This is a genomic window from Mycobacterium noviomagense (genome assembly GCF_010731635.1).
GTDB lineage: Bacteria > Actinomycetota > Actinomycetes > Mycobacteriales > Mycobacteriaceae > Mycobacterium > Mycobacterium noviomagense.
Genome location: NZ_AP022583.1, coordinates 812,066 through 831,854 on the forward strand (window position 1 = coordinate 812,066; position 19,789 = coordinate 831,854).

At 62.0% G+C, this 19,789-nt stretch carries 19 protein-coding genes and 2 pseudogenes; 11 read left to right on the forward strand and 10 right to left on the reverse strand.

The window, feature by feature from the left end:
- Positions 1 to 17: 17 nt before the first annotated feature.
- On the forward strand, positions 18 to 614 hold the full coding sequence (locus tag G6N15_RS03575) for an alpha-ketoglutarate-dependent dioxygenase AlkB (protein ID WP_083088546.1): 597 nt from the start codon (positions 18 to 20) through the stop codon (positions 612 to 614).
- Between the two features lies 1 nt (position 615).
- Here the strand turns inward: G6N15_RS03575 and G6N15_RS03580 are convergent, their stop codons facing one another.
- The 3 genes from G6N15_RS03580 to G6N15_RS03590 form a co-directional block, all read right to left on the reverse strand.
- Positions 616 to 1,272: a DUF5642 family protein gene (locus G6N15_RS03580; RefSeq protein ID WP_083088558.1), complete on the reverse strand. Its 657-nt coding sequence runs from the start codon at positions 1,270 to 1,272 to the stop codon at positions 616 to 618.
- Between the two features lie 28 nt (positions 1,273 to 1,300).
- On the reverse strand, positions 1,301 to 1,858 hold the full coding sequence (locus G6N15_RS03585) for a DUF5642 family protein (protein ID WP_232070341.1): 558 nt from the start codon (positions 1,856 to 1,858) through the stop codon (positions 1,301 to 1,303).
- Positions 1,859 to 2,032: 174 nt separating this feature from the next.
- The gene (locus tag G6N15_RS03590; RefSeq protein ID WP_083088559.1) at positions 2,033 to 2,986 is read right to left on the reverse strand and encodes a GNAT family N-acetyltransferase; all 954 of its coding nucleotides are present in this window, start codon (positions 2,984 to 2,986) and stop codon (positions 2,033 to 2,035) included.
- Positions 2,987 to 3,224: 238 nt separating this feature from the next.
- Here G6N15_RS03590 and G6N15_RS03595 point away from each other — a divergent pair, with 238 nt between their 5' ends.
- Positions 3,225 to 3,974, forward strand: coding sequence for a class I SAM-dependent methyltransferase (locus tag G6N15_RS03595; protein WP_083088548.1), 750 nt, complete (start codon positions 3,225 to 3,227; stop codon positions 3,972 to 3,974).
- Between the two features lie 748 nt (positions 3,975 to 4,722).
- Positions 4,723 to 5,523, forward strand: coding sequence for a hypothetical protein (locus G6N15_RS03605; protein WP_139797893.1), 801 nt, complete (start codon positions 4,723 to 4,725; stop codon positions 5,521 to 5,523).
- Positions 5,524 to 6,778: 1,255 nt separating this feature from the next.
- On the opposite strand, the gene G6N15_RS03610 is transcribed toward G6N15_RS03605, so the two are convergent.
- The 4 genes and pseudogenes from G6N15_RS03610 to G6N15_RS22835 all read right to left on the reverse strand — a co-directional run bounded on the left by G6N15_RS03610 (position 6,779) and on the right by G6N15_RS22835 (position 10,222).
- Complete coding sequence (locus G6N15_RS03610) at positions 6,779 to 7,774, reverse strand: hypothetical protein (protein WP_083088550.1); 996 nt, start codon at positions 7,772 to 7,774, stop codon at positions 6,779 to 6,781.
- The gene (locus G6N15_RS03615) at positions 7,758 to 8,111 is read right to left on the reverse strand and encodes a helix-turn-helix domain-containing protein (RefSeq protein ID WP_083088551.1); all 354 of its coding nucleotides are present in this window, start codon (positions 8,109 to 8,111) and stop codon (positions 7,758 to 7,760) included. The genes G6N15_RS03610 and G6N15_RS03615 overlap by 17 nt, the downstream gene beginning before the upstream one ends.
- Positions 8,112 to 8,310: 199 nt before the next feature.
- A pseudogene (locus G6N15_RS03620) lies at positions 8,311 to 8,847 on the reverse strand (transposase); the annotation flags it as partial.
- Positions 8,848 to 9,238: 391 nt separating this feature from the next.
- Positions 9,239 to 10,222: a hypothetical protein gene (locus tag G6N15_RS22835; RefSeq protein ID WP_179961778.1), complete on the reverse strand. Its 984-nt coding sequence runs from the start codon at positions 10,220 to 10,222 to the stop codon at positions 9,239 to 9,241.
- Between the two features lie 231 nt (positions 10,223 to 10,453).
- On the opposite strand from G6N15_RS22835, the pseudogene G6N15_RS03630 reads away from it, so the two are divergent.
- Together G6N15_RS03630 and G6N15_RS03635 are read left to right on the forward strand one after the other, a co-directional pair.
- Positions 10,454 to 10,879, forward strand: a pseudogene (locus G6N15_RS03630) (helicase-related protein); the annotation flags it as partial.
- A gap of 276 nt (positions 10,880 to 11,155) precedes the next feature.
- Positions 11,156 to 11,497 carry a hypothetical protein gene (locus G6N15_RS03635; RefSeq protein WP_083088552.1) on the forward strand — a complete coding sequence of 114 codons (342 nt, stop codon included), beginning with the start codon at positions 11,156 to 11,158 and terminating at the stop codon, positions 11,495 to 11,497.
- Between the two features lie 193 nt (positions 11,498 to 11,690).
- Here the strand turns inward: G6N15_RS03635 and G6N15_RS03640 are convergent, their stop codons facing one another.
- Positions 11,691 to 11,924, reverse strand: a complete 234-nt coding sequence (locus G6N15_RS03640) for a hypothetical protein (RefSeq protein ID WP_083088553.1) — start codon at positions 11,922 to 11,924, stop codon at positions 11,691 to 11,693.
- A gap of 114 nt (positions 11,925 to 12,038) precedes the next feature.
- Here G6N15_RS03640 and G6N15_RS03645 point away from each other — a divergent pair, with 114 nt between their 5' ends.
- From G6N15_RS03645 to G6N15_RS03665, 5 genes are all read left to right on the forward strand, one after another.
- Positions 12,039 to 12,650, forward strand: coding sequence for a hypothetical protein (locus G6N15_RS03645; protein ID WP_083088554.1), 612 nt, complete (start codon positions 12,039 to 12,041; stop codon positions 12,648 to 12,650).
- A gap of 6 nt (positions 12,651 to 12,656) precedes the next feature.
- Positions 12,657 to 12,845 (forward strand): hypothetical protein, encoded by a 189-nt coding sequence (locus tag G6N15_RS03650; protein WP_083088555.1) that lies wholly within the window; start codon positions 12,657 to 12,659, stop codon positions 12,843 to 12,845.
- Between the two features lie 72 nt (positions 12,846 to 12,917).
- Positions 12,918 to 14,032, forward strand: a protein-coding gene (locus G6N15_RS03655; protein WP_163747923.1) for an IS3 family transposase whose coding sequence is annotated in 2 segments (ribosomal slippage) — positions 12,918 to 13,185 and positions 13,185 to 14,032 — 1,116 coding nt in all. Because the reading frame shifts where the segments join, the coding sequence is not laid out codon by codon here.
- A gap of 105 nt (positions 14,033 to 14,137) precedes the next feature.
- Entirely contained in the window at positions 14,138 to 14,911 is a 774-nt protein-coding gene (locus G6N15_RS03660) for a hypothetical protein (protein ID WP_083087243.1), read from the forward strand.
- 125 nt (positions 14,912 to 15,036) lie between these two features.
- The gene (locus G6N15_RS03665) at positions 15,037 to 15,438 is read left to right on the forward strand and encodes a DUF2510 domain-containing protein (protein ID WP_139797793.1); all 402 of its coding nucleotides are present in this window, start codon (positions 15,037 to 15,039) and stop codon (positions 15,436 to 15,438) included.
- Positions 15,439 to 15,493: 55 nt separating this feature from the next.
- On the opposite strand, the gene G6N15_RS03670 is transcribed toward G6N15_RS03665, so the two are convergent.
- Together G6N15_RS03670 and G6N15_RS23065 are read right to left on the reverse strand one after the other, a co-directional pair.
- Positions 15,494 to 16,090, reverse strand: coding sequence for a recombinase family protein (locus tag G6N15_RS03670; protein WP_083087241.1), 597 nt, complete (start codon positions 16,088 to 16,090; stop codon positions 15,494 to 15,496).
- Between the two features lie 238 nt (positions 16,091 to 16,328).
- A complete protein-coding gene (locus G6N15_RS23065; RefSeq protein ID WP_232070406.1) occupies positions 16,329 to 18,065 on the reverse strand; it encodes a protein kinase domain-containing protein in 1,737 nt (578 codons plus the stop codon).
- Between the two features lie 249 nt (positions 18,066 to 18,314).
- Between G6N15_RS23065 and G6N15_RS03685 the strand changes: the two genes are divergently transcribed.
- Entirely contained in the window at positions 18,315 to 19,448 is a 1,134-nt protein-coding gene (locus G6N15_RS03685; RefSeq protein ID WP_083087240.1) for a BTAD domain-containing putative transcriptional regulator, read from the forward strand.
- Positions 19,449 to 19,789 lie beyond the last annotated feature (341 nt).

The window sequence follows — 19,789 nt, forward strand, 5'->3', positions numbered from 1 at the left end:
GCGATAGACTGGCGGCCATGGCGATCGCGGTTCAGGGCTCGCTCTTCGAGCTCGACCAACGCCGCTACCTCGGTGACGGCGCGTGGCTCGACATCCGCTCGGGCTGGCTGACCGACGCTGACGAGCTGTTCGACGCACTGCTGTCGACGGTGCCCTGGCGCGCCGAGCGCCGCCACATGTACGACCGCGTCGTCGACGTACCACGCCTGGTGAGCTTTCACGACCTGACCGTCGAGGTGCCACCGCATCCGCAGCTGGCGCTGCTACGCCGGCGACTCAACGACATCTACGCCGGGGAACTCGGCGAGCCGTTCACCACGGCGGGACTGTGCCTTTACCGCGACGGCACCGACAGCGTCGCCTGGCACGGCGACACGATCGGACGCAGCAGCAGCGAGGACACCATGGTGGCGATCGTCAGCCTGGGCGCCACCCGTACCTTCGCGTTGCGGCCGCGCGGCGGCGGTGCATCGTTGCGGCTACCGCAGGGGCATGGGGATCTGCTGGTGATGGGCGGATCGTGTCAACGCACGTGGGAACATTCGGTTCCCAAGACGTCCGCTCCCACCGGTCCGCGAGTCAGCATTCAATTTCGGCCGCGCGACGTGCGCTGAGTCAGCCCCGGACCGCGGCGACAGCCTTGACGAGCAGATCGCGGGCGCGCTGCGTGTTGACGGGAACTACCGGCTTGTCTGGCATCACCAGCGGATTGGCTGTGACGATCACCTGGCAGTTGCCGAAATGAGCGGAGTAGTCATAGACCTCGCCCGTTCTGGGTTTCCCGTCGACGACCGTCTGCACAATCCGGTGCACGCCGAGGGTGCTTGTGCCCGCGATGTGTGGGGCGTCGACCACCTCGATGACGCCACGCAGCGCGCCGCCGGCGAAACCCACCTTCTGGCAGCCCGCTCCCGGATCGTTGACCCGCACCGGCTGGGAGGTTTCGACCGCGAGGGCGATGAAGCGGTTGCCGTCGCCCTCGGCTGAAACGGCGGCCATGTTGCCCTGCAGGCCGGGCGGTACTGCCGGCGCAGCCGCGACCTTCGCGCACTCCGGCGGCTCGAACTTCAGGCCGTCCGGCAACTTCTGCCCCGCCAACAACTTCGGATCGATGCCCGTCGGCGCGATGCTGGTCACCTGAAACTCAGGCCCAAAACTTGACTTAACATCGGCGACTTTCGCGATGTCCGCGGACGCGGAACCGGCCGATTCAGCCGGTGCGCACGCGGCGAGCCAAAACACACATACAACCGCGAGCACCGCCCTGACCACCATGGTGAAGCTACCAAAGGAGCGACGATCAGCCGCGTAACGCGGACACCGTTTTGACCAATAAGTCGGCGACGAATTGTGGCGGCAACGGCGAATGGACCGAACCCGGATCGGTGATCAATATGGTGTACGCGTAATAGTCGCCCAGATACGCGGCGAATGTCTGGGCTTGAGAAGCGATTTGCGTGCCGCCTTCGACCGAGGTGGTTGTCTCGCTTGCCATCCCGACGGTTTGGATGCCGTCGATGTGTGGCGGCTCGACGAGGTGCACTGCGGCCGAGGCATGTTGCGTAGCCATGGTCCACTGCCGGCACTGGGTAATGACCGCGGCATCGACGTTCGCCGGCGCCGACGCGACTGCGGCGTAGACAATGCCGCCGGAACCTGAACCTGACAAGCCTTGTCCTGTTTCGTTGCGGCCGTGGACGGGGTCGGCCAGGCTAGCGCACTGAGCTGGGTGTGCCGTGAAGTCGGTTCCCAGACCCCAGACTGATGCCGGGACCGCTGCAGCGGCGAGGCCGGTCACCTCATATCCCCCGGGCAGCTCACGGGCAACCCTTTTGATATTGGCCGGGTTGACGCGCATGATGCCGGTCGGTGAAGACCCAACCGAGGCAAGTCGGCCAGAGCCGGCCGTGTGAGCGCATGCCGCCATCAGCATGACCACAACCGCAGCCATCGCGAGCCGCATGTCCGTTGATACCACGGGACAGCCCGGATCAGACGCGCCGACACGCCGCCAGCCGATGCTTTCGGCGAGTCAGCCGACGGCTTGAATCACTTGCAGGGCAACCCGTTTGATCTGGTCGGCCATGTCCCGCCCGAACGGCAGGTCGCGCAGCGGCGGCACGTCGATCACCGTGGTGACCACTCCTACATCGTCACGCTCCCAGCGCGCGCCGTAACGATCCATGATCGCGCGCATCGGCAGGTTATCGGAAAGCATTCGGCCACAGAACTTTTCGACTCCAGCTACGCGAGCTGCCACTGTCAAGGCACCAATCAAGAAGGTACCGAGTCCGCGGCCCTGGTAGGGATCGGCGACGATAAACGCGATCTCGGCGAGCGTCGGGTCGTGTTCGTCGCGAACAAATCGTGCGTCAGCCACGGGATAGCCGTCGGCGTCGGTCACCACCCAGACGAAGTGGTCGACATAGTCGACCTCGAACAGATAGTCCATCAGGGCCGGGCTAGGAATTCGTGGCGACATGAACCGGCGGTACAGCGTCTCGTGGGAGAACTCGACGTGTCCCTGCGCGGTCTTCTCGATGTCGCCGGGCAGCACCGGGCGAAGCAGCAGTTCGGTTCCGTCGCGAAGGCGGATCGGGATGGGCGCGACGAAAGCGGCCAGCCGCTGGCGAGCGGTGCGGATAAGCCGCTGCATGATGCCGGGGACATGCACCATCCGGGCGAAAGCGTCGCTATCGCCGATCCAGCCCGTCAACGGTGTGGTGGTGGTGACGGTCGCCGTGCGCGGGATATCGCGTAGCAGCGCGATTTCCCCGACGATCATGCCGTCGGACACGTGCTCGACGATTACGACGTCGTCGTCGCCAATGTGCTTGACCTCGGCAGTGCCCGACGAGATCAGCAGGAACGAGACGGCCTGCTCACCTTGGCGCATCAGCACCTGACCGGCGGGCGCTTGCAGGGGCTGCAGGCTGGCGGCCAACGGCATCAGGTCCTGGGCAGGACATCCGGCGAAGATGTCCATGGTTGCGAGCTCGTCGGCGCGCAGGCTGGTCAGTTCGGTCACCGCGGCGCCCCCGACGTGCGGGCCACGCAGGGCCGCGACCGCATTGCCATGACCGTCACCCCCTGGTCATCCTCGCCGGGTCGCAGGTTTTCGGCCGGGGTCCAACTTGCCCAAGGCTATGGCGTCGTCTGCGGCTGCGGCAAGGATGCACCGGCCCGGTGTAGGCGTCGAGGCAACGGCACGTCAGACTCCACCAATGCACAGCAGCGATGATGACCCGCTTGAGCTGACTCGCGGCCTCCTCGAAAGGACCGCGTCGGTGCGGCACGGATATCTCGACGTATTGGGTGAATCAACCGAGTCGCCGGTGCCGACGTTTGCTCAGCGGGCGATGAACAGCCCCTTCGTGGCCACCGTCTATGAGCGGTTGTGGCGTCCGGCCGCGTTCTTCGTTGCCAGCGGCGTCACGACCAGCGCCGAACAGCGGCGCGCAGCGACGGCTTTGCGCTTGTCACAAGCCAATCGATTGCTTGATGTGGCGTGCGGTCCTGGCAACTTCACCGGTCCGCTGGCGCGGCAAATACCGCCGGGAGGCCTCGCCGTCGGCTTCGATATTTCCGAGCCGATGCTGTCTCGAGCCGTGGCCGACAACAGCGGACCGGGAATCTGCTATGTGCGTGGCGACGCCAGGGAGTTGCCCTTCGCGGACGAAACGTTCGACGCCGTTTGCTGTTTCGGGGCGCTCTACTTGATGCCGGATCCGTTCGGGGTCGCCCGCGAGATGGTGCGGGTGCTGCGGCCGGGTGGACGGATCGCCATTCTCACCAGCTATGCCCGCCAACCGGCTCCGGTCCGATACGCCATGACGGCGGGTGCCCGGATGATCGGGCTGCGGCTCTTCGACCGGCATGCCTTCGTCGAACTGTTTAGGTCGGCGGGCCTCGTCGATGTGGAGCAGCAGACCCAGCGCGCGCTGCAGTTTGTGGCCGCCGGCAAGCCGAGCTGAGGGCCCCTAACGCGCGGCGCGATGTCACCCTGCGCGGTCGTCTGGGTGGCGGCGCACTGGGTTACGCGGCGAACGGGAAGCTGATCGAGGTGTACGACCCAACAATCGTGTTGCGCTTGGTACTCGGGAGGTAGCGATCGAACCGATAGGGGTGGTTACCTCCTTCAAAACCCTACTCAGGGCATCGACGGTGAGAGCCTAGTACCCCGTGTCGACCGTATGCACGGACGCGTGCTCAGCTCACACACCTCGTCGCGCCCGCGGAAGGCTTGGCTGGCGTCGTCGGTGCATTGAAGCTGGCCCGAGCGTCGCAGCCGACGAACAATAGCAGCAGCTTCTCCGGTTCGCCGGTGACCGTGACTGCGGGTCTGCGGCTGAGGATAACCAACGTCTCGCCTTCCGGTGTATGAAGCGCCAGTCGCGCCAAGACCGGCAGGGGCCGCGTCAGCACTTGCACGGTATCGGCACCGACCTTGCGCCGTTGCGCCACACCACCTTGCCCCAGAACCTGTCGACCAGGTCGTGCCCGCGCCCGAAGAAAATTTTGTGTTCACTCGTTGCATGCCACCGAGACTCAAACCGATTCTCGGCTTAAACTTACTCAATGTTGTCGGAAACGGTTACGCTCGTCACTTTCGAGTCGGTTGAGGTGAACTCGTCGGAGAAACAATCCCCGCCGTGTTCGACGGCTATGAGTAACTCCGGACCTAAAAGCGAAATTACAAGCTTTTGAGGGGCTAGGAAATTGATGCACAAGCGGTACCTGAGAATTAATGTTAACTTTTCCTGGCACTTGGTCTGGATTTTTGCTTTATTAGAAGGAGTTACGGTTCCTTTGGTGCCGTTATGTTTCGAAAGCGGGCGAAGCGTCGACTCAAGTGCTTTATCTGAGGCCGTCGGCGCGAACTTCGTAACATTTGCCGAGAATATGGCGTTTACCGGTGCGTACGGAATGTCGATCGGGTTTATCGGGACATTGACCGTTTGTCTATTGTTGAACTATATTGCGTTTCGGAGAATACATGCGCATCTTGATAGCGCAGTAATTACGCGGGTGGCTCCTCCTCTAATTATCGCGCTATGGGGAGGTTTATTGTTAGCGGTCATCTTTTGGATACAGCAGTGCATTAGTGGGGCATTGGCGCTCTCCCTGGTGCCGAATCTAATGGCCTTCGGATTTGTCTCTGCCGCGGGTAGTATCATCGTCACTGGCTTCATTTACATGCTAGCCATAAAGGGCATGCCGGCATGCGGGATCCAATTAATTACTACAGAGCGACGACGACTATTGTTAGCCAAGGTTCCAATTGTCTCTTTTGCTACTTTAATTGGACTCTATGAAGCGTTGGCGGCGCCAATTCTGCATATATGGGAATTAGTGCCCCAACATAAATTATTAATTGCGCTGCTTATGGGTTTACTAGGCGGTGCACTTAGTAGCTTCATAACAGTGACGATAGCTCACATACCTGCGATTAAGCAGCATCTATGGGTACAGTTCTCCGAAGTGCCCGCTAATATAGAGCGACACGTATTCCATGCGCATTGATTGTCCGCTCCGTAAACGGCCTCAAATCCTCGGCGTGACCGCGCTCGCACCAGGTTAGGACCCTTTCAGGGCGCAAGTTGCTGAGTTACCGTGCCATCGCGCGGTTGCTCGCCGCGCCGGTGTACCCACACCCCGGCCCTCGCCTTTGAACACCCGGTGGGGCCATTAATGCCGCTATGGCGGCGGATTGCCTCGCGGGAGTAGGCCCGGGTAGTGGAAAGACCACCGGATCCTTGTCTGCGAATCGAGCGCACCGCGCGGTGGCCGCGGTTTAGAAGATGGTGTGCAGCGGCGCCGCGACGCCTTACGAGCCGATTCCGAAGCTCACGGCTCCCACTACTAGTGGTGCGAGCCGATGCTGAAGCCGACCCCTCCCATTGCTGCGACTGGGCCGCCGGGGGTTGGCATCGTACATCCCGATGTTAGCAATCCAGCGGTCAGCACCGCGGCCACTACGGCAGCCCTGAGCGTCCTCTTGCGGGTCTGTGCTTTCATCACTCGTGCCTTTCTCTCCGGGGTGAATTGCCACGGGTCTTTAGCTAATACACCCATCGAAATGTTATCGCCGTTCATGCCCAGACGGACGGTTTTCTGTTAATTGCGTTCAGCAGGGGTGGGCCGGCTCGCGCGGTTCATTCATCTTCGTCAGCACCGGTCAGCTGGTTGGAATTGCTCCGGGTGGACGCGATGCCGGCGCTCGCCGCGGCTCCAGCCGTGACGGCTGCGTTCGTGGGCGTGACTTGACGACTTGAGAATCGGCGAGCAGGACACCGACCCTACGTTGCCAGGGCCTTACATGCTCCGCCGCCGGGGAAAGCTGTCGCGTTCAGTCACTCAGTTCCCGCGGCCTCGTGCAGCAGGGCCAAAAGCGTTGATCACACCGCACGATCTTCGGCACACGGTTGCCAGTTTGGCGTTGAGCGCGGGTCCAACGTAGTTGCGGTGCAACCGGATACTCGGCCATGCGAAAGCATCCATCACGCTCGACCATGTACGCCGACTTGTTCACCGACGACTTGGCATGGTCGCGGACCGCCTTAATTGACGCGATCCGATGTCCTACGGGCGAGCCATAGCGTGTGTTTTACCGCCAATGCCCCCACATGCTCAAACCCTGTGGAGCTAAGGGGATTCGAACCCCTGCTTCTACCTGCGGAAATACTGTTCAACCTGCCGGTTCGTTACGCCTCGTCCCCTAACAGTCCGGCTTGTTACCTGCGGTTTCGGTGTCGGGCCTTGACGGCGTCAAGAGGAGTCACTCGGACCCAGGGTCCGCTTCGCGGGGGAGATTCTTCAGCTGTTCCCGTAGTTGCGCAGCTTCGGATTCCAGCTTTTGTAGGCGTCGCTGCAAGGTCTCGCGGCGTGGCGGCTTTGGCTTCACCGGCTTGATCGGCTTCGGCTTGGGCGCAACCCAGCCGACACGCTGGTAGGCCACCACCGAACGAAGACATGCGCAGGTATGACACCGCGTAAAGGGCACAGGCTCGGGATGGTTCTCCGCGTAGACGCGCCGCCAGTACTCCTCCTCGTCGGGGTCGCCGTGGGCGACCATCTCAAGCATCTCCTCCAGGCCCCGCCACTTCTTGGACGGCTTGTTGTGGCCGATACCGTCATCGGGCTTCCAATCGGGTTCGGTGCGCTCCTGGTGGAAATGGCCGCAGCCCAGCACGACGTCCCAGAGCGCGTACTCCTTCGCGGGTCGGATCACCTTGCCATCGATCTCTAACGGCTTGATGGTGTGGAGGTCGTCTCGACGCCTGGCCCACTCGACGATGTCCCGCACGGGGCCCCCGTGCGAGCGATACCTTCGGCACTCGCTGTTGTACTGGCACAACCACTGCCCGGGTGGGAGCTTGTCCTTACCACGGACGCTGGGCCGGTGGGGCCTGATCGGTGGCTTATCGCCGTCCCGTTTCGCTTTGAGATCTTCTCTGATCTCCTCGTTCATCTGCTCGGTCGCTTCAGCGATCTCCCTCTCCGAGGGCTTCTGCATGCTGAAGTGGTAGGTGTCGGATTTCGCCAGGAGGCTGGCGACGTCGTCCCCAAGCGTCACGGCATCGCGGATGCAGCCGCAGTCCAGTTCGACGCGCCACTGATACGTCTCGTCGGGCTTCGGGACAAGCAGGTCGAAGATGGCAGCCCGCCCTGGGCCGTCAAGGAGGTTCGCTCTCTTCCAGTCGTCGTAGTCGCGCACAAGCTCCTCGCGGGCGACGGGTTGGCCGGGCAGCTTGCGTTCAACCGGAGCGGTCATATCGCTTTCTCCTGATGAAATCGTCGAGATCTTCCGCCTGGACGAACGAGCGGCTGCCGATCTTGAGTAGCGACAGTTCGCCTTCTGGGACCAATGCGTAGAACGTGGTGCGGCTGATGCCGCCGAGTTGCTGCCGGGCCTCGGTGACCGGCATGAGGTGCCGCATGTGCTTTTTGCTGCACCAGGGGCACACTTCGAAATCTTCCTCTGGCACCCTGGGACGTTCAACCACTCGTGCAGGCGGCGGTGTCGGGCGGGTCCGGTCGACGGCTTCCTGCACCGCTTCGTTAATGAGGTCGCGGAGGGCCTGGGCAAGGCGGTCAGCGGTGTCGCTCATCGCCAAGGTTTCGGATCGTCGGTGCGTTGAAATGTGTTGCGCTCTAACCATTCCAAGACGTCAGACCACCGGTAAGTACGCGGCTGCCGCGCTTGATGAACCTCGGCCTAGTCCCCCGGTAACGATCCTGCGTGAGCGAAGCGGTCGTGGTGTGGAGGTACTTGGCGACTTTGGCGGGTGTCGCCAGTGCCGGTAGTTGAATCTGCGGCCGGTCCAGAAACGCCAGCAGCGGATGAAGACCGAAGGTCTTCTTCCAGGTAGCCCCCGCCTTCTCCTTGTTATCGGAGTGGTCGATGACCAGGGTAGCGTCGATGTCGATGTGCAACCAGCCACCCGGTGCCGGAGCGGCTCCGGCGGCCCAGGCTGCCGCTCGGGCCGCAGCCCGGGCGGCACGCACCCCGGGTAGGTGCGCGGCGTCGATCCGCTCATCAACCAGCCGCCACATCGTGGTCGTCGAGGCTTTCGCACCCAGGACATGCTCACGGTCGCCGCACAGTTGTCCGACTGCGTCGATGCAGTCCGCCCCGTCGGCGACCACGACAGCCAGATCAGCGAAGACATCCCCGGGCGCGTACACCCACGGGCCGCGGTAGGTGTCTGCCAACGCGGCGGTGACCTGCGCCGACGACCCGGTCAGCTCGGCGAGCTCACGCACCATGGCCATCCCGACATGCGACACGACACCATGGCCGTCGGCGGAAACTTTCACCCGCGATGCCACCGCGATATTCTTCACCTGCGAAGTGCCTTCCCGTCAGGACCTTTGAACCGTAAAGAAGTCCAATTATCCCTTGCAGGACAGGCACTTTCGCTTATCTACACCCCGACACTCACAACAATCCACGAAAAATTCGGGCTCAAAGCAGATTCACCGTGCTTCTCCGGAGACCTCCCCGATAACCGCAGTCCGTTTCCGGTGGTCTTGAAAGCTGACTGAGGTGATCGTTTGTCCAGCAATGGAACTGAGCGATTCTGTCCTGCGTCTAACCCGGCATGGATGACATCGAACGCGAAGCGATCCGCGCCGAAGGGCTGGACTCAGACGATCAGGCCGTCGTGACGGCGATCGACTAAGTCAGGTGGGAGCTGTCGATGTTAAGTCGGTGAGCAGGCCACCCGCTTCGACGTCAATTCCGTCTGTCGCCGATGTAGGCACCGTTGGAGTCCTGGTGGCGCAGAGCGATTTCGGCGGCTTGGACTCGCCAGTCCACATCACCCATCGAGACACCCCTGGGGTGAAGCCATTGACAGCCGAGACAGGCAGGACGCGCAATCTCAGGGACCGCGTCGAGGACGACCCCAGGATGCTGGGTCGGCCACTGGGCATGGTCCGTGCCGTGAAGCGCCTCATACTCTCGGCGCATGTCCTCACGCTGATCCCACAGCCTTCGGGCGATGTTAAGCCCGCTGGTTTTCCGCTTGAAGTCGATGAATGCGGTTACGCGCCTGGGCGGAAACAGGGCCTGGAAGTAGGGACCCCAGGTGGTATCTCCCGGTGGCGGCTGCCACGACTCGATTAATCTCTCTGCTCTGGTCTTCCGTAGATGACTCTCGAACACATGGCGGGCGTCGGGCTCGATCTCATCCTTGGAATTAGCTTCAGGAATGATCACGATTAACGGCTGTTCTGGCGTGCCCGATTTGGGTGCCTGTTCATCCTCTGACAGAGTGTCACCACGCCACTTCAACCAGTAATTCAGGTCGCCGTTGATGGTCTTCTCCACTTGGTGGCCGCGTGCGCGTAGCTCCTCGGCGATGTCGTCGGCGAATACGCCGGGCAAGTAAAGCTGGTCGTAATTCCCGTTAGCCCACTCGACCTCACCACCGTATTCGTCGATCAGGTCCTGCGGGAACCACTGCCTTTCCACCAACGGCAGCCATGGGCTGATTTCGTAATCCCCGCCGTTACCCCACATCACATCGTCAGGGCTGAAAGGGGCGTCGTCCGGAGGCATGTCGTCGTCTCCATGCCAGTTCTCCCACAGCTCGACGACGTGGTCCCAGTCTTCTGCAGGCATCGCCGCATGGAACTCGCCCCAGGTCGTGGACCCTTCTACGGCGCGCAATATTTGAGCCACGCGCTGCGCGACGTCACGCTCAGCGAAAAGCACACCGTGATTCCACGAGAGTGCGTATACGAGATCGAGTCGCCGAGACTCGTCTGGTTGCGCCACCAATCACCCCCTAGGCCGTCGTCTTCATTACGTCGTAGTTGACCGTGAATGGTTCCGCACCAGCCCCTGGAAGGTGTCGAGCAGGCTGTCAGTGGGCGCAATGACCGAATGCCGTCACACCTCCCTCGTATCCTCCAATTATGGTCCTGCACACACTGAGTGGAGTCAATGACTGATCCAGCAGAGTCGGCAGTTCCGGCCCGTCTGGAGGAGCTGAAGCCGGGCGTTCGGGTGGCCGGTCTGCTGCCGGAGCCGGTGACGGTGCTCGCGGTGGCTTCCCACGGGCCGGATGCAGTCACGGTGACATTCCAAGGCGTAGACGGGGGCTTGGGCCAGCGGTTGCTGTACCGGACCGACGAGGCCCGCCTGGCGGTGCAGCCACCAGAAAGCCGGTGGCGGTTTGACGCGGACTCGGTGGAGTTCCTGTTGGCGGCTGAGGCGCTGCGCATCCGGATGGCCGGGCTGCACGACCCGATGGTCGCGGTGTCGACAAGCGCGGTAGACCCGTTGCCGCACCAGATCCGCGCCGTTTACGAGGAACTGCTGCCGCGTACACCCTTGCGGTTCCTGCTGGCCGACGACCCGGGTGCCGGCTGGAGATGCGGCCAACATCGTCGGGGGCATCGCGGATGTCCTGGAGAACAAGTCTCACCGGTCCTCGATCGAACATCTAGGTGATCTCGCGGCAGTCTGGCTCTACCGGAACGACAAGCAGATCAAGCAAATTACTTACCGCGAGAACCCGGGTGAATGTAGTTACACGGTGACCGTTCGTGCGCTTTGAGCCGGAATGGTAGCGGCGGGCCCTTCAACGTCGTCTGCACTCGAACCCGATGCACCGCTCTGCGATCAAAAGGAGACTGCACCACCATGAGCGATGATGAGGTCATCACCACGCACGGCACGACCGAACTCACGATCCATCGCCGAGGCAGTCGCATCGCGCTCACCCTGCCTGTTGCCCCCATGAGCGACATAGATCTGGGAAAGGTCGAACCAATCGGGCGTATCACGCTCGGTGACGAGCAACCGTGGAAGATGAATTACCTAGGGATCGACCAGGATACAGGTGCGTTGGTTCGCGGCTATCTCATCAACAACAGGCACCCCGAGAGTGCTTCGCTTGACGAACTGTCCCGCAATACGTGGCTGGCTGTGCGCGAGCTACCGGTCATCACAGAGGTATTTATAGGAACAGACAAGGATCTTTGACACATAAAGCAGGATGGCACGCACCTCCGCCGGTGACCATCAGCGCTCAGGGAGCACCGGCCACTGTCACGGTGGCGTCGCCCCGGTATGTCCCTGCAGTGTCGCGTCGATGTGGTCCCGCGAAGTACTGGATACTCTGCGCGACAACTGATGCGCTCGTCATCCGAGCCGCCCAAGGGGGTGGAGTAAAGGGTCAGACCCGATCGAACTGTTGGTCGGGGTCCACTTCAACCGTGACCGTCTCGCCCGCCTTGTGGACGAAGATTGTCATCTCAGTCCGCTCGTCGTTGAAGCCCTGGATGGTCGAACGAAGCCCAACCGACTGGGTTCCGCTTGTTGTGATGGGAAACGAAATATCCTCAGCGACGCTGAGATCCCGCACAGCGACCGATTGAATCTTGCCGAGGAATCTAGGTTGATCCGTCATGCCAAACAGCCTAGGCAGACGGGGCGACACTTGGTGTGTAAGAGCTCAACGACGGAAATCGCAGCCTGGCTTCGGGACACTTCCGGTGTCATCACCCTGTGGGAGCATCGCCTTATGTCGATCGCAATCCCCAGCGGCCAGCCGAACTATAGATTCATGCGCTACGTTCGACCGCCGGTGGACGAGACAGAGAAACATCCGCCGCTGTTTCCGCTCCGCCCCGAGACCAGGACGCTACGGCTGGGGATCGACACCACTACGGTGCCGAGCCCACCCGAGGGACACCTGGCCAGGTTCTTCGGACGTGAAGAGATAGACGTTCAGCTCATGGTTCCGGTCGGTGAGGAGGTCCCCACCGCCTGGACAGACGTGCTGCGCGAGCCGTTGGTACGCCAGATCGGCTTCACCACGCTCGAGGACGCGGCTAAGGAACTGGACACCCGGTACTTCTGGATCAGGACAGAGACTGAGCGCGAGACGTCAAACACCCGAGCGCACTTCTTCGACGTCTACCAGCAGCTCGATGCGCAAACCGCACCCGCTGCTAGAGATCCGATCAGAATGGAACAGCGGCACCACGCCGCCGCTTACGCGGCCGCTGCCGCTGCGCTCGGCATCGATGCGATCGTGACCAACGCGCCGACCGTTGGGAGGTCCGACGTCGCCGACAATGATGTGGTCGCCAGCGTCACTCCTGACGACGCGGTGGCGCTCATCGGTCACTAACTCCGGGTGACATCCAACCCGATCGTCGGCATTGAGGTAAGCCAAATGGTCGGCGGCGGGATTCTGACGACGACAGAGTCGACCAAAACCATCGTGAATTCCTACCTCTGGGGTGTCGCGAGCGCGATGCCCTACTTTGATGTCTCGGTGCAACACATTGGCGCTGCAGAGGGCGGTCCCAAGGTTGTGGCCTGACCCCGGTTGGTTGGTCCACGGTGTGTGAGAGTCTGGCAGCCCAGGTTTTGGGCAGGAAGGCTCGACAAGATCATGGCGACAAGAAAGCGGCACACTCCCGAGCAGATTGTGCGCAAGCTGATGACGGCCGATCGGCTGTTGGCCGAGGGCAAGGACACCGCGGCGGTGTGCCGCGACCTGGGTGTCTCCGAGGCCACGTATCACCGCTGGCGCAATCAATTCGGCGGGCTCAAGGCTGAGGACGCCAAGCGGCTCAAGGACCTCGAACGCGAGAACACCACCCTCAAACGGCTGCTGGCCGACGCCGAATTGGAGAAGGCCGCACTCAAGGAGATCGCCAAGGGAAACTTCTAGGCCCGGAACGCCGGCGGGCGGCCGTTGACCATCTCCAGCACGTGCTGGGAGTCAGTGAGCGCTTCGCCTGCCGCGTGGCCGGGCAACACCGCTCCACCCAACGACACGAACCAGCGTCGACCACGCCGGCTGATCCGGATGCCGCGTTGCGGGCCTGGGTGCGCGCTTGGGCCAAGGAGCATCCGCGCCGGGGCTTTCGGCCCGCCTACCACGATGCGCGCGACGAAGGCTGGCCGGTCAATCACAAGAAATTCCAACGCCTGTGGCGCGAGGAGGGGCTGCGGGTGCCGCAGCGGCGACGCCGCAAACGCCACGGCACCTCAACGGCCCCGCAAGTCAGCGCAGATGCGCCCGATCAGGTGTGGGCCGCCGATTTCCAGTTCGACGTCACCACCGACGGGCGCCCAATCAAGACCGTGTCGATCATCGACGAACACACCCGCGAATGCCTCGGCGACATGGTCGAACGCAACATCACCGGCGAAGACCTGATCTGCGAGCTCGAACGGATCGCCGCCCACCGAGGCACCTATCCGGCAGTCCTGCGCTGCGACAACGGACCCGAATTCGCCTGCGCGGCAATGGCTAACTGGGCCGCAAACCACATCGGCCTGTACTTCATCCCACCCGGCGAACCATGGCGCAACGGCTACGTCGAATCCTTCCACTCCCGGATCCGCAACGAATGCCTCAACATCAACAGCTTCTGGTCACTGGCGCATGCCCGCGTGGTCATCAGCGACTGGAAACACGAATACAACCACCACCGGCGCCACTCCGCCCTCGGCTACCAACCCCCGGCTCGCTACGCTGCCAGCTGTACCCACCGATGAACGACTCTCACCCAACATGGACCAATCCATGGGGTCCGGTCAGTTGCACAAGCGCTCGAGTCTGTACATGTCCGGCTAGCGCGTGGGGCCCGGGCTCTTGACCACATGCTCGCAGCCCTGTCCAACCCTCTCGGCGAACGGAAAGCCGACGTCGTTGAAGCTGCTGCGGAGGCGTTCGACCGTGAATTACTCTATCTGTCAGCAGCATTCGACATCTACGGGCGGCTCTACCGCACGCTCCTCGACCCCACAATCGACATGGAAGATGTAAGAGACTCGCTAGACTCACGAGCATTCATTGCCAAGCATCTTCGGCCCCAGTACGACGAGTCTCTGCTCGGTGACGTGGTCCGATTACAGGTTTACGCCTGGGTCTGCAAGCAGCTTCGTAACCACATCCACAGGGGGATCCTACAAGTCATCCCCCAAGCCGGACGCCAGTACAGCAACGCGGCTACCGTTGCGCTTATGCTCGGCAGCATCGCGGAGCTGGCCCCCGGTGCTGATAACGGGATGGAACAAGACCACTACGACGAATTAGGTGTGTGGATAGCCGATCCCGTTCATCCTTTCGGTACCCCTGCTATGGCTGCCGACCTAGCTACCGCTGGTTTCGCGCTGATGGGAGCGGCATTGGAGTACGTCGACGTGTTCACGAAGCTGATCGTCCGCAACAAACCTACCGTTACGACCGCTCTCGAACAGGTGGCGGCGGCGGCGCACCAATCAGGCGGCGACACCGACCCGGATCAGGCTCCGCCCCCAAGCCGTCTCCTCGGATGCGTACAGGCACTTCCTGGAGAGGTCGAGCCCCCGCCCCCTGAGAGGGCCAGTTTTCACCGCGCCATCTTCGGATGGCACCCCACGCGCATGCGCTAATCAGTCTGACGGACTGACCCTTCATCTTGACTTCGCGAACCCGGTTCCAGTTCTAAAGATCCGGGATCGGCGGCGGACTGAACACCGGGATGAAAACGGACTAGGTCGCGGAGTCCGATTTCTCAGTGTCACAGGCCGAGTCCGAGTTCTCCAAGAAACGAGACGACGGCGCATGCCGAATCGCCATAACGAATCCTCGCGCTGCACTACGCTTCCCCATGGGGGTGCTCATCTCAATAATCATTTGGGGAACCGTCTTCGGCACGTTGGCCGGTCTAGTGACGAACTCGAAGGGCCGAGGATGGGGCGAAGGTATCGCGCTCGGCGCGGTACTCGGAATCATCGGCCTGATCATCACCGCATTCCTGAAGCCGGTGCCGTCGAACCCGCCGCGTCCGGTGACGTCGGGTGCGCCGCCGCCAGGCTGGTATCAAAATGGCCAACGCGGATTGCGGTGGTGGAACGGCTCGGAGTGGACCGACGCAGCCCCGCCTCCGTCCTCGCCGCCACCCTCGGCGTCTGCGTAATCGCCACTGCCTTGCACCAATATGTCGCCTGCGCCGAACACCACCGACATCAATGTCAGGCCGCATCGTCTCCAGCGAGGTACCGGTAAAGCGTGGCGCGGCTGACACCGAGATACTTGGCTATGTCCCTGGTGGTATGTCCATCGGCCCTCATCCGCCTGGCTGTAGCGATGTGGTCTCTGTCCTTTACCTTCTTGGGTCTGCCGAACCGGGTGCCTTTGGCCCGGGACGCCTCCCGCTTCAGGGTCGTACGCTCTTTGGTCAGCTCCCGCTCATACTCGGCGAGCGAGCCCAGCACGCCGATCATCATCCGACCCGCTGCCGTGCTGGAGTCGATGCCATCCGACACCGACACCAGGGTGACACCCCGGTCGGTGAGAGCCTTGACCGTCGCCAAGATGTGGAGCATGTTGCGGCCCAAGCGATCCAACTTCCACACCACCACGGTGTCGCCTTCGCGAAGGTAGACCATCAACTCGGCCAGACCCGGGCGATCATCACGAGCGCCGGACATCACGTCCGAAAACACCTTGGTGACACCGGCGGCGGCGAGGGCTTCGTTCTGTTGGTCGAGAGTCTGGGCGACGGTGCTTACCCGGACGTACCCAATCCGCTGACCCACCGTCGGCGCCCCGGCAGCTGAGTGCGTCATAAATGGGCTCAACGCGATATTCGAGAAAGGTATTTCTGAGACCAACTTTCAAGACACCGCCACCTGGGCGTCAGCGTTGTAGTGACGACCCATGCCGGACGTCTCAAATGTGGTCTATTTTGAGACGTCAGAGGGTTTAACTGGCCAACCGCTAACGGCGCTGCCGTGGGTCCACCGTATAGTTCACCGGGATTACTTCGGCGGATGGTGGCACCGACTGGTGTAACACGGAAAGCAGTCAGGCCGGTTTCGTCAGGTTTTCTTTGCCTGACCGGTAGTCGTATCGAACTACATCGGATACCACAACTGTGACGTTGTCGGTTCCACCGCCACGTAATGCCAGCTCAATTAGACGGTCGGCGCTTTCGGAAACGTCAGAAATCTGCAGCACCTCGCGGATAGTGCCCTGGTTGACCGAATCAGTCAGGCCGGGCGTGCACAGGAGGTAGCGGTCACCGGGGCGGACTTCCAGCTGCTGCAGCGTTATCGGCACCTCATCTCCAGTTAGCCGCCGCATCATCCGCTTGCGCTCCGCGGCGGTAAGTCGGCTCGTATAAACTCCCGGTCCCATCACGAACTCGTCCTGAGTCAGTCGAGTAAGGACACCGTCACGGAGCAGATAGGCGCGGGACCCGCCGATGTGCGCCAACCCAACTCTATTGCCCACGAAGAACAGTGCAGTCAGCGTGGTGCCCATTCCCTTGAGCGTGGGCTCCACATCAACTTGCGCGGCGATGGCCGAGTTGCTCCTCCGGACCGCGGCTTCGAGCTGGGCAAGCATATCGTCGCCCGGTGGTTCATCGTCCAGTGGAGCCAGGGCCGCAATCACTAGTTGCGACGCGATGCTGCCGCCGATGGACGTAGCCATCCCGTCCGCAACGGCGAGGAGCCGCGCGCCGGCATAGACAGAATCTTCGTTTTGGGCATATGCCAGACCGCGGTCGCTGCGAACGGCATATCGAAGCACAAGCATCACCGAAGGCGACAACGCCGACGACGTAACCGAACCTGCACGCCCGACCGGGTCAGTGTCCTGCGGTCGGCCGGCAAGCCGGGCCCACCGGGGTGATGGTGTAGAAACCACCGGGCGGATGTCGGCCGGCAGTAAGCGCTCTTGCAGCTCCTCTATGGCAAGGCCACGCTGGACGCCTGCCGACTGTGTGCTCAACGCTGCGCGTGCCGCCTTCGCCAGCGCTTTCGTGGTGCCGTAGCGGCGGTTTGGATCTTTTGCCATCCCTTTTGCGATGACTTCGTCCATCCGCTTGGAAATGGCGCGGGTTAACTCCGATGGCTTCGGCGGTGGCAAGAACAGATGTGCCGCCGCGATCTGATCAAGGCTCTCACCAGGAAAAGGCAGTTGACGGGTAAGCGACTGGTACAGCACACACGCGAGCGCATAAACATCCGCGCGGGCATCGGCTGTACCGTCCTTGAAACGCTCCGGGGCCATGTAGTCCCAAGTGCCGATCGGTACTCCAGTGCCCGTCAGGGCACTGTCTTCCGGAGCTCGTGCTATCCCGAAGTCGATGAGGTAGGCAAACACGTCGTCGTCCTCGGTAACCAAGATGTTGGACGGTTTCACATCGCGGTGGACCAATCCTTTCTGGTGGGCAGCGTGCAACGCCGAAGCGATCTGCTCAACGATTTTGACTGCGCGCGTTGGCGGCAGCGGGCCGTCGTTGAGAAGCTCTTGCAGGTCGCGGCCGTTGATCAGGCGCATGGTCACAAACAGTCGTCCTTCGATCTCGCCGAAATCATGGATCGGGACCACATGAGGTGCGTCAAGTCCAGCTGCTGCCCTGGCCTCCCGCCGGAACCGCTCCCGGAACACCTTGTCGTCCGCGAAACTCACTGGCAGCTTCTTCAATGCCACCACCCTGTCAATCGCGGTGTCGTAGGCGCGCCAGACTTCCCCCATGCCGCCCCGGCCGAGCAACTCCACCAGCCGATAACGACCGAACGGCGTCCCGTCCACTTCGACCTCCACGGCAAGTGCGGTTCAGCGACACAATAAGCCGTGTGACAGCGCCAAGTGCGACAAACCGAAACCATTGGTTGAGTTGCCAAAACTGGGCTGGCGATCGACAACGCTCATCTGTACTCGGTTGCCGCAACTAAAGACCGCGGCCCGGATCCGATCCGGCGATCCCGTCCGAAGCGTGGCCGGTGGCGGCCATAATGGGGACCTGACGCCCCCGGATTAGCTGGAAGGCTGGTAGCGACGATGGGGGGAACGCGTCTCAAGTTCGGCGTGCTGGGACCGTTGCTGATGAGAGTGGACGGCACGCCTGTGGACCTGGGCGCCCGGAAACAGCGGGCGGTGCTCGCCATGTTCGTCCTGAACCGCAACCGCCCGGTTGCAATCGAGTCATTGATTGACGCCGTGTGGGATCAACGACCAGTGCCGGCAGCGCGAGTAACCGTCCAATCCTACGTCTCGAACTTGCGCCGACTCCTCAGCAACGCTGGGTTCGACGCGCGCGAGGTGCTAGCTAAAGCACCGCCAGGGTATCGACTCAATGTCGCTGAGGCCGCCTGTGATCTTGATCGTTTCAACACCGAACAGTCCGCCGGAGTGCACGCCGCCGCTGCGGGACGATTCGAACAAGCCAGCAGCCACTTGTCGGCGGCGCTGGCCGAATGGCGCGGGCCAGTCCTCGAGGACTTGCGCGACTTTGCCTTCGTCGAACCGTGGGCCACCGCCCTGACAGGAGACAAACTGCGGGCCCATACCGCCCTCGCGGAAGCCGAAATCGCGTGTGGACGCGCCTACACCATTGTCGGCGAGCTCGAGAAGCTCGCCGCCGAAAACCCTCACGATGAACCGCTATGGGCGCAACTGATCACGGCGTACTACGTCACTAAACGCCAATCGGATGCTCTGCGCACCTATCAGCGACTGCAAACGACCCTGGCCGAGGAACTAGGCATCGACCCCGATCCCACCGTCAGTGCCCTATATGAAAAGATCCTGCGCCAGGTGCCCCTGGACACCAAACGAGCGGCCCAAGCCACTGCAGCGGAAACCTTAATCCACTCCAAACGTCGCATGGCGGCTCCCACCCAGTTCGTAATCGCTCGGCTGCGCGATACCGCCGGGCGCCACTATCCGCTGGAAGCCGCAGACATCCGGATCGGGCGCCTTCGTGACAACGACATCGTTTTGAGTGATGCCGACGTCAGCCGCCACCACGCCGCCATCATCGACACCGGAACCAGTTTCATGATTAGGGATCTGCGGTCGGCCAACGGTGTCGAAGTGCAGGGCCAGCGAATCGACATAAGCGCGGACCTTGTCGATGGTGACCATATTCGCATCGGCAGTCACGAGTTCATATTCGAAATTCACTCGCGCTAAAGGAAAAGAACCACTCCGACGCGGTACTAAGTCCGGGAGGCGAATCAGGACCGGTGGGTGCTCGCAGTCGAGTACTCCAGAGCGGCCGCCGACTCCGTGCTGGTGACGAAACGTTGGTCGAAACACTTTCCGGGCAGGCTGATGGGCAGTGGGGATGGCGTGACACCAGCGTCGGGCAAGGATGGATCACCGCAACGTTGGGGCAGCTGCGTCGACATTGACTGCGAAGGCTGCGTTGGCAAACACAAAGATTCCTCAAAGATCTGTTGAAAATTCCTAAAAACACTTGCCGGAATCTAACGGTGTCGGCCACCAAGACCGACTCCGGCCAAGGATTCAAA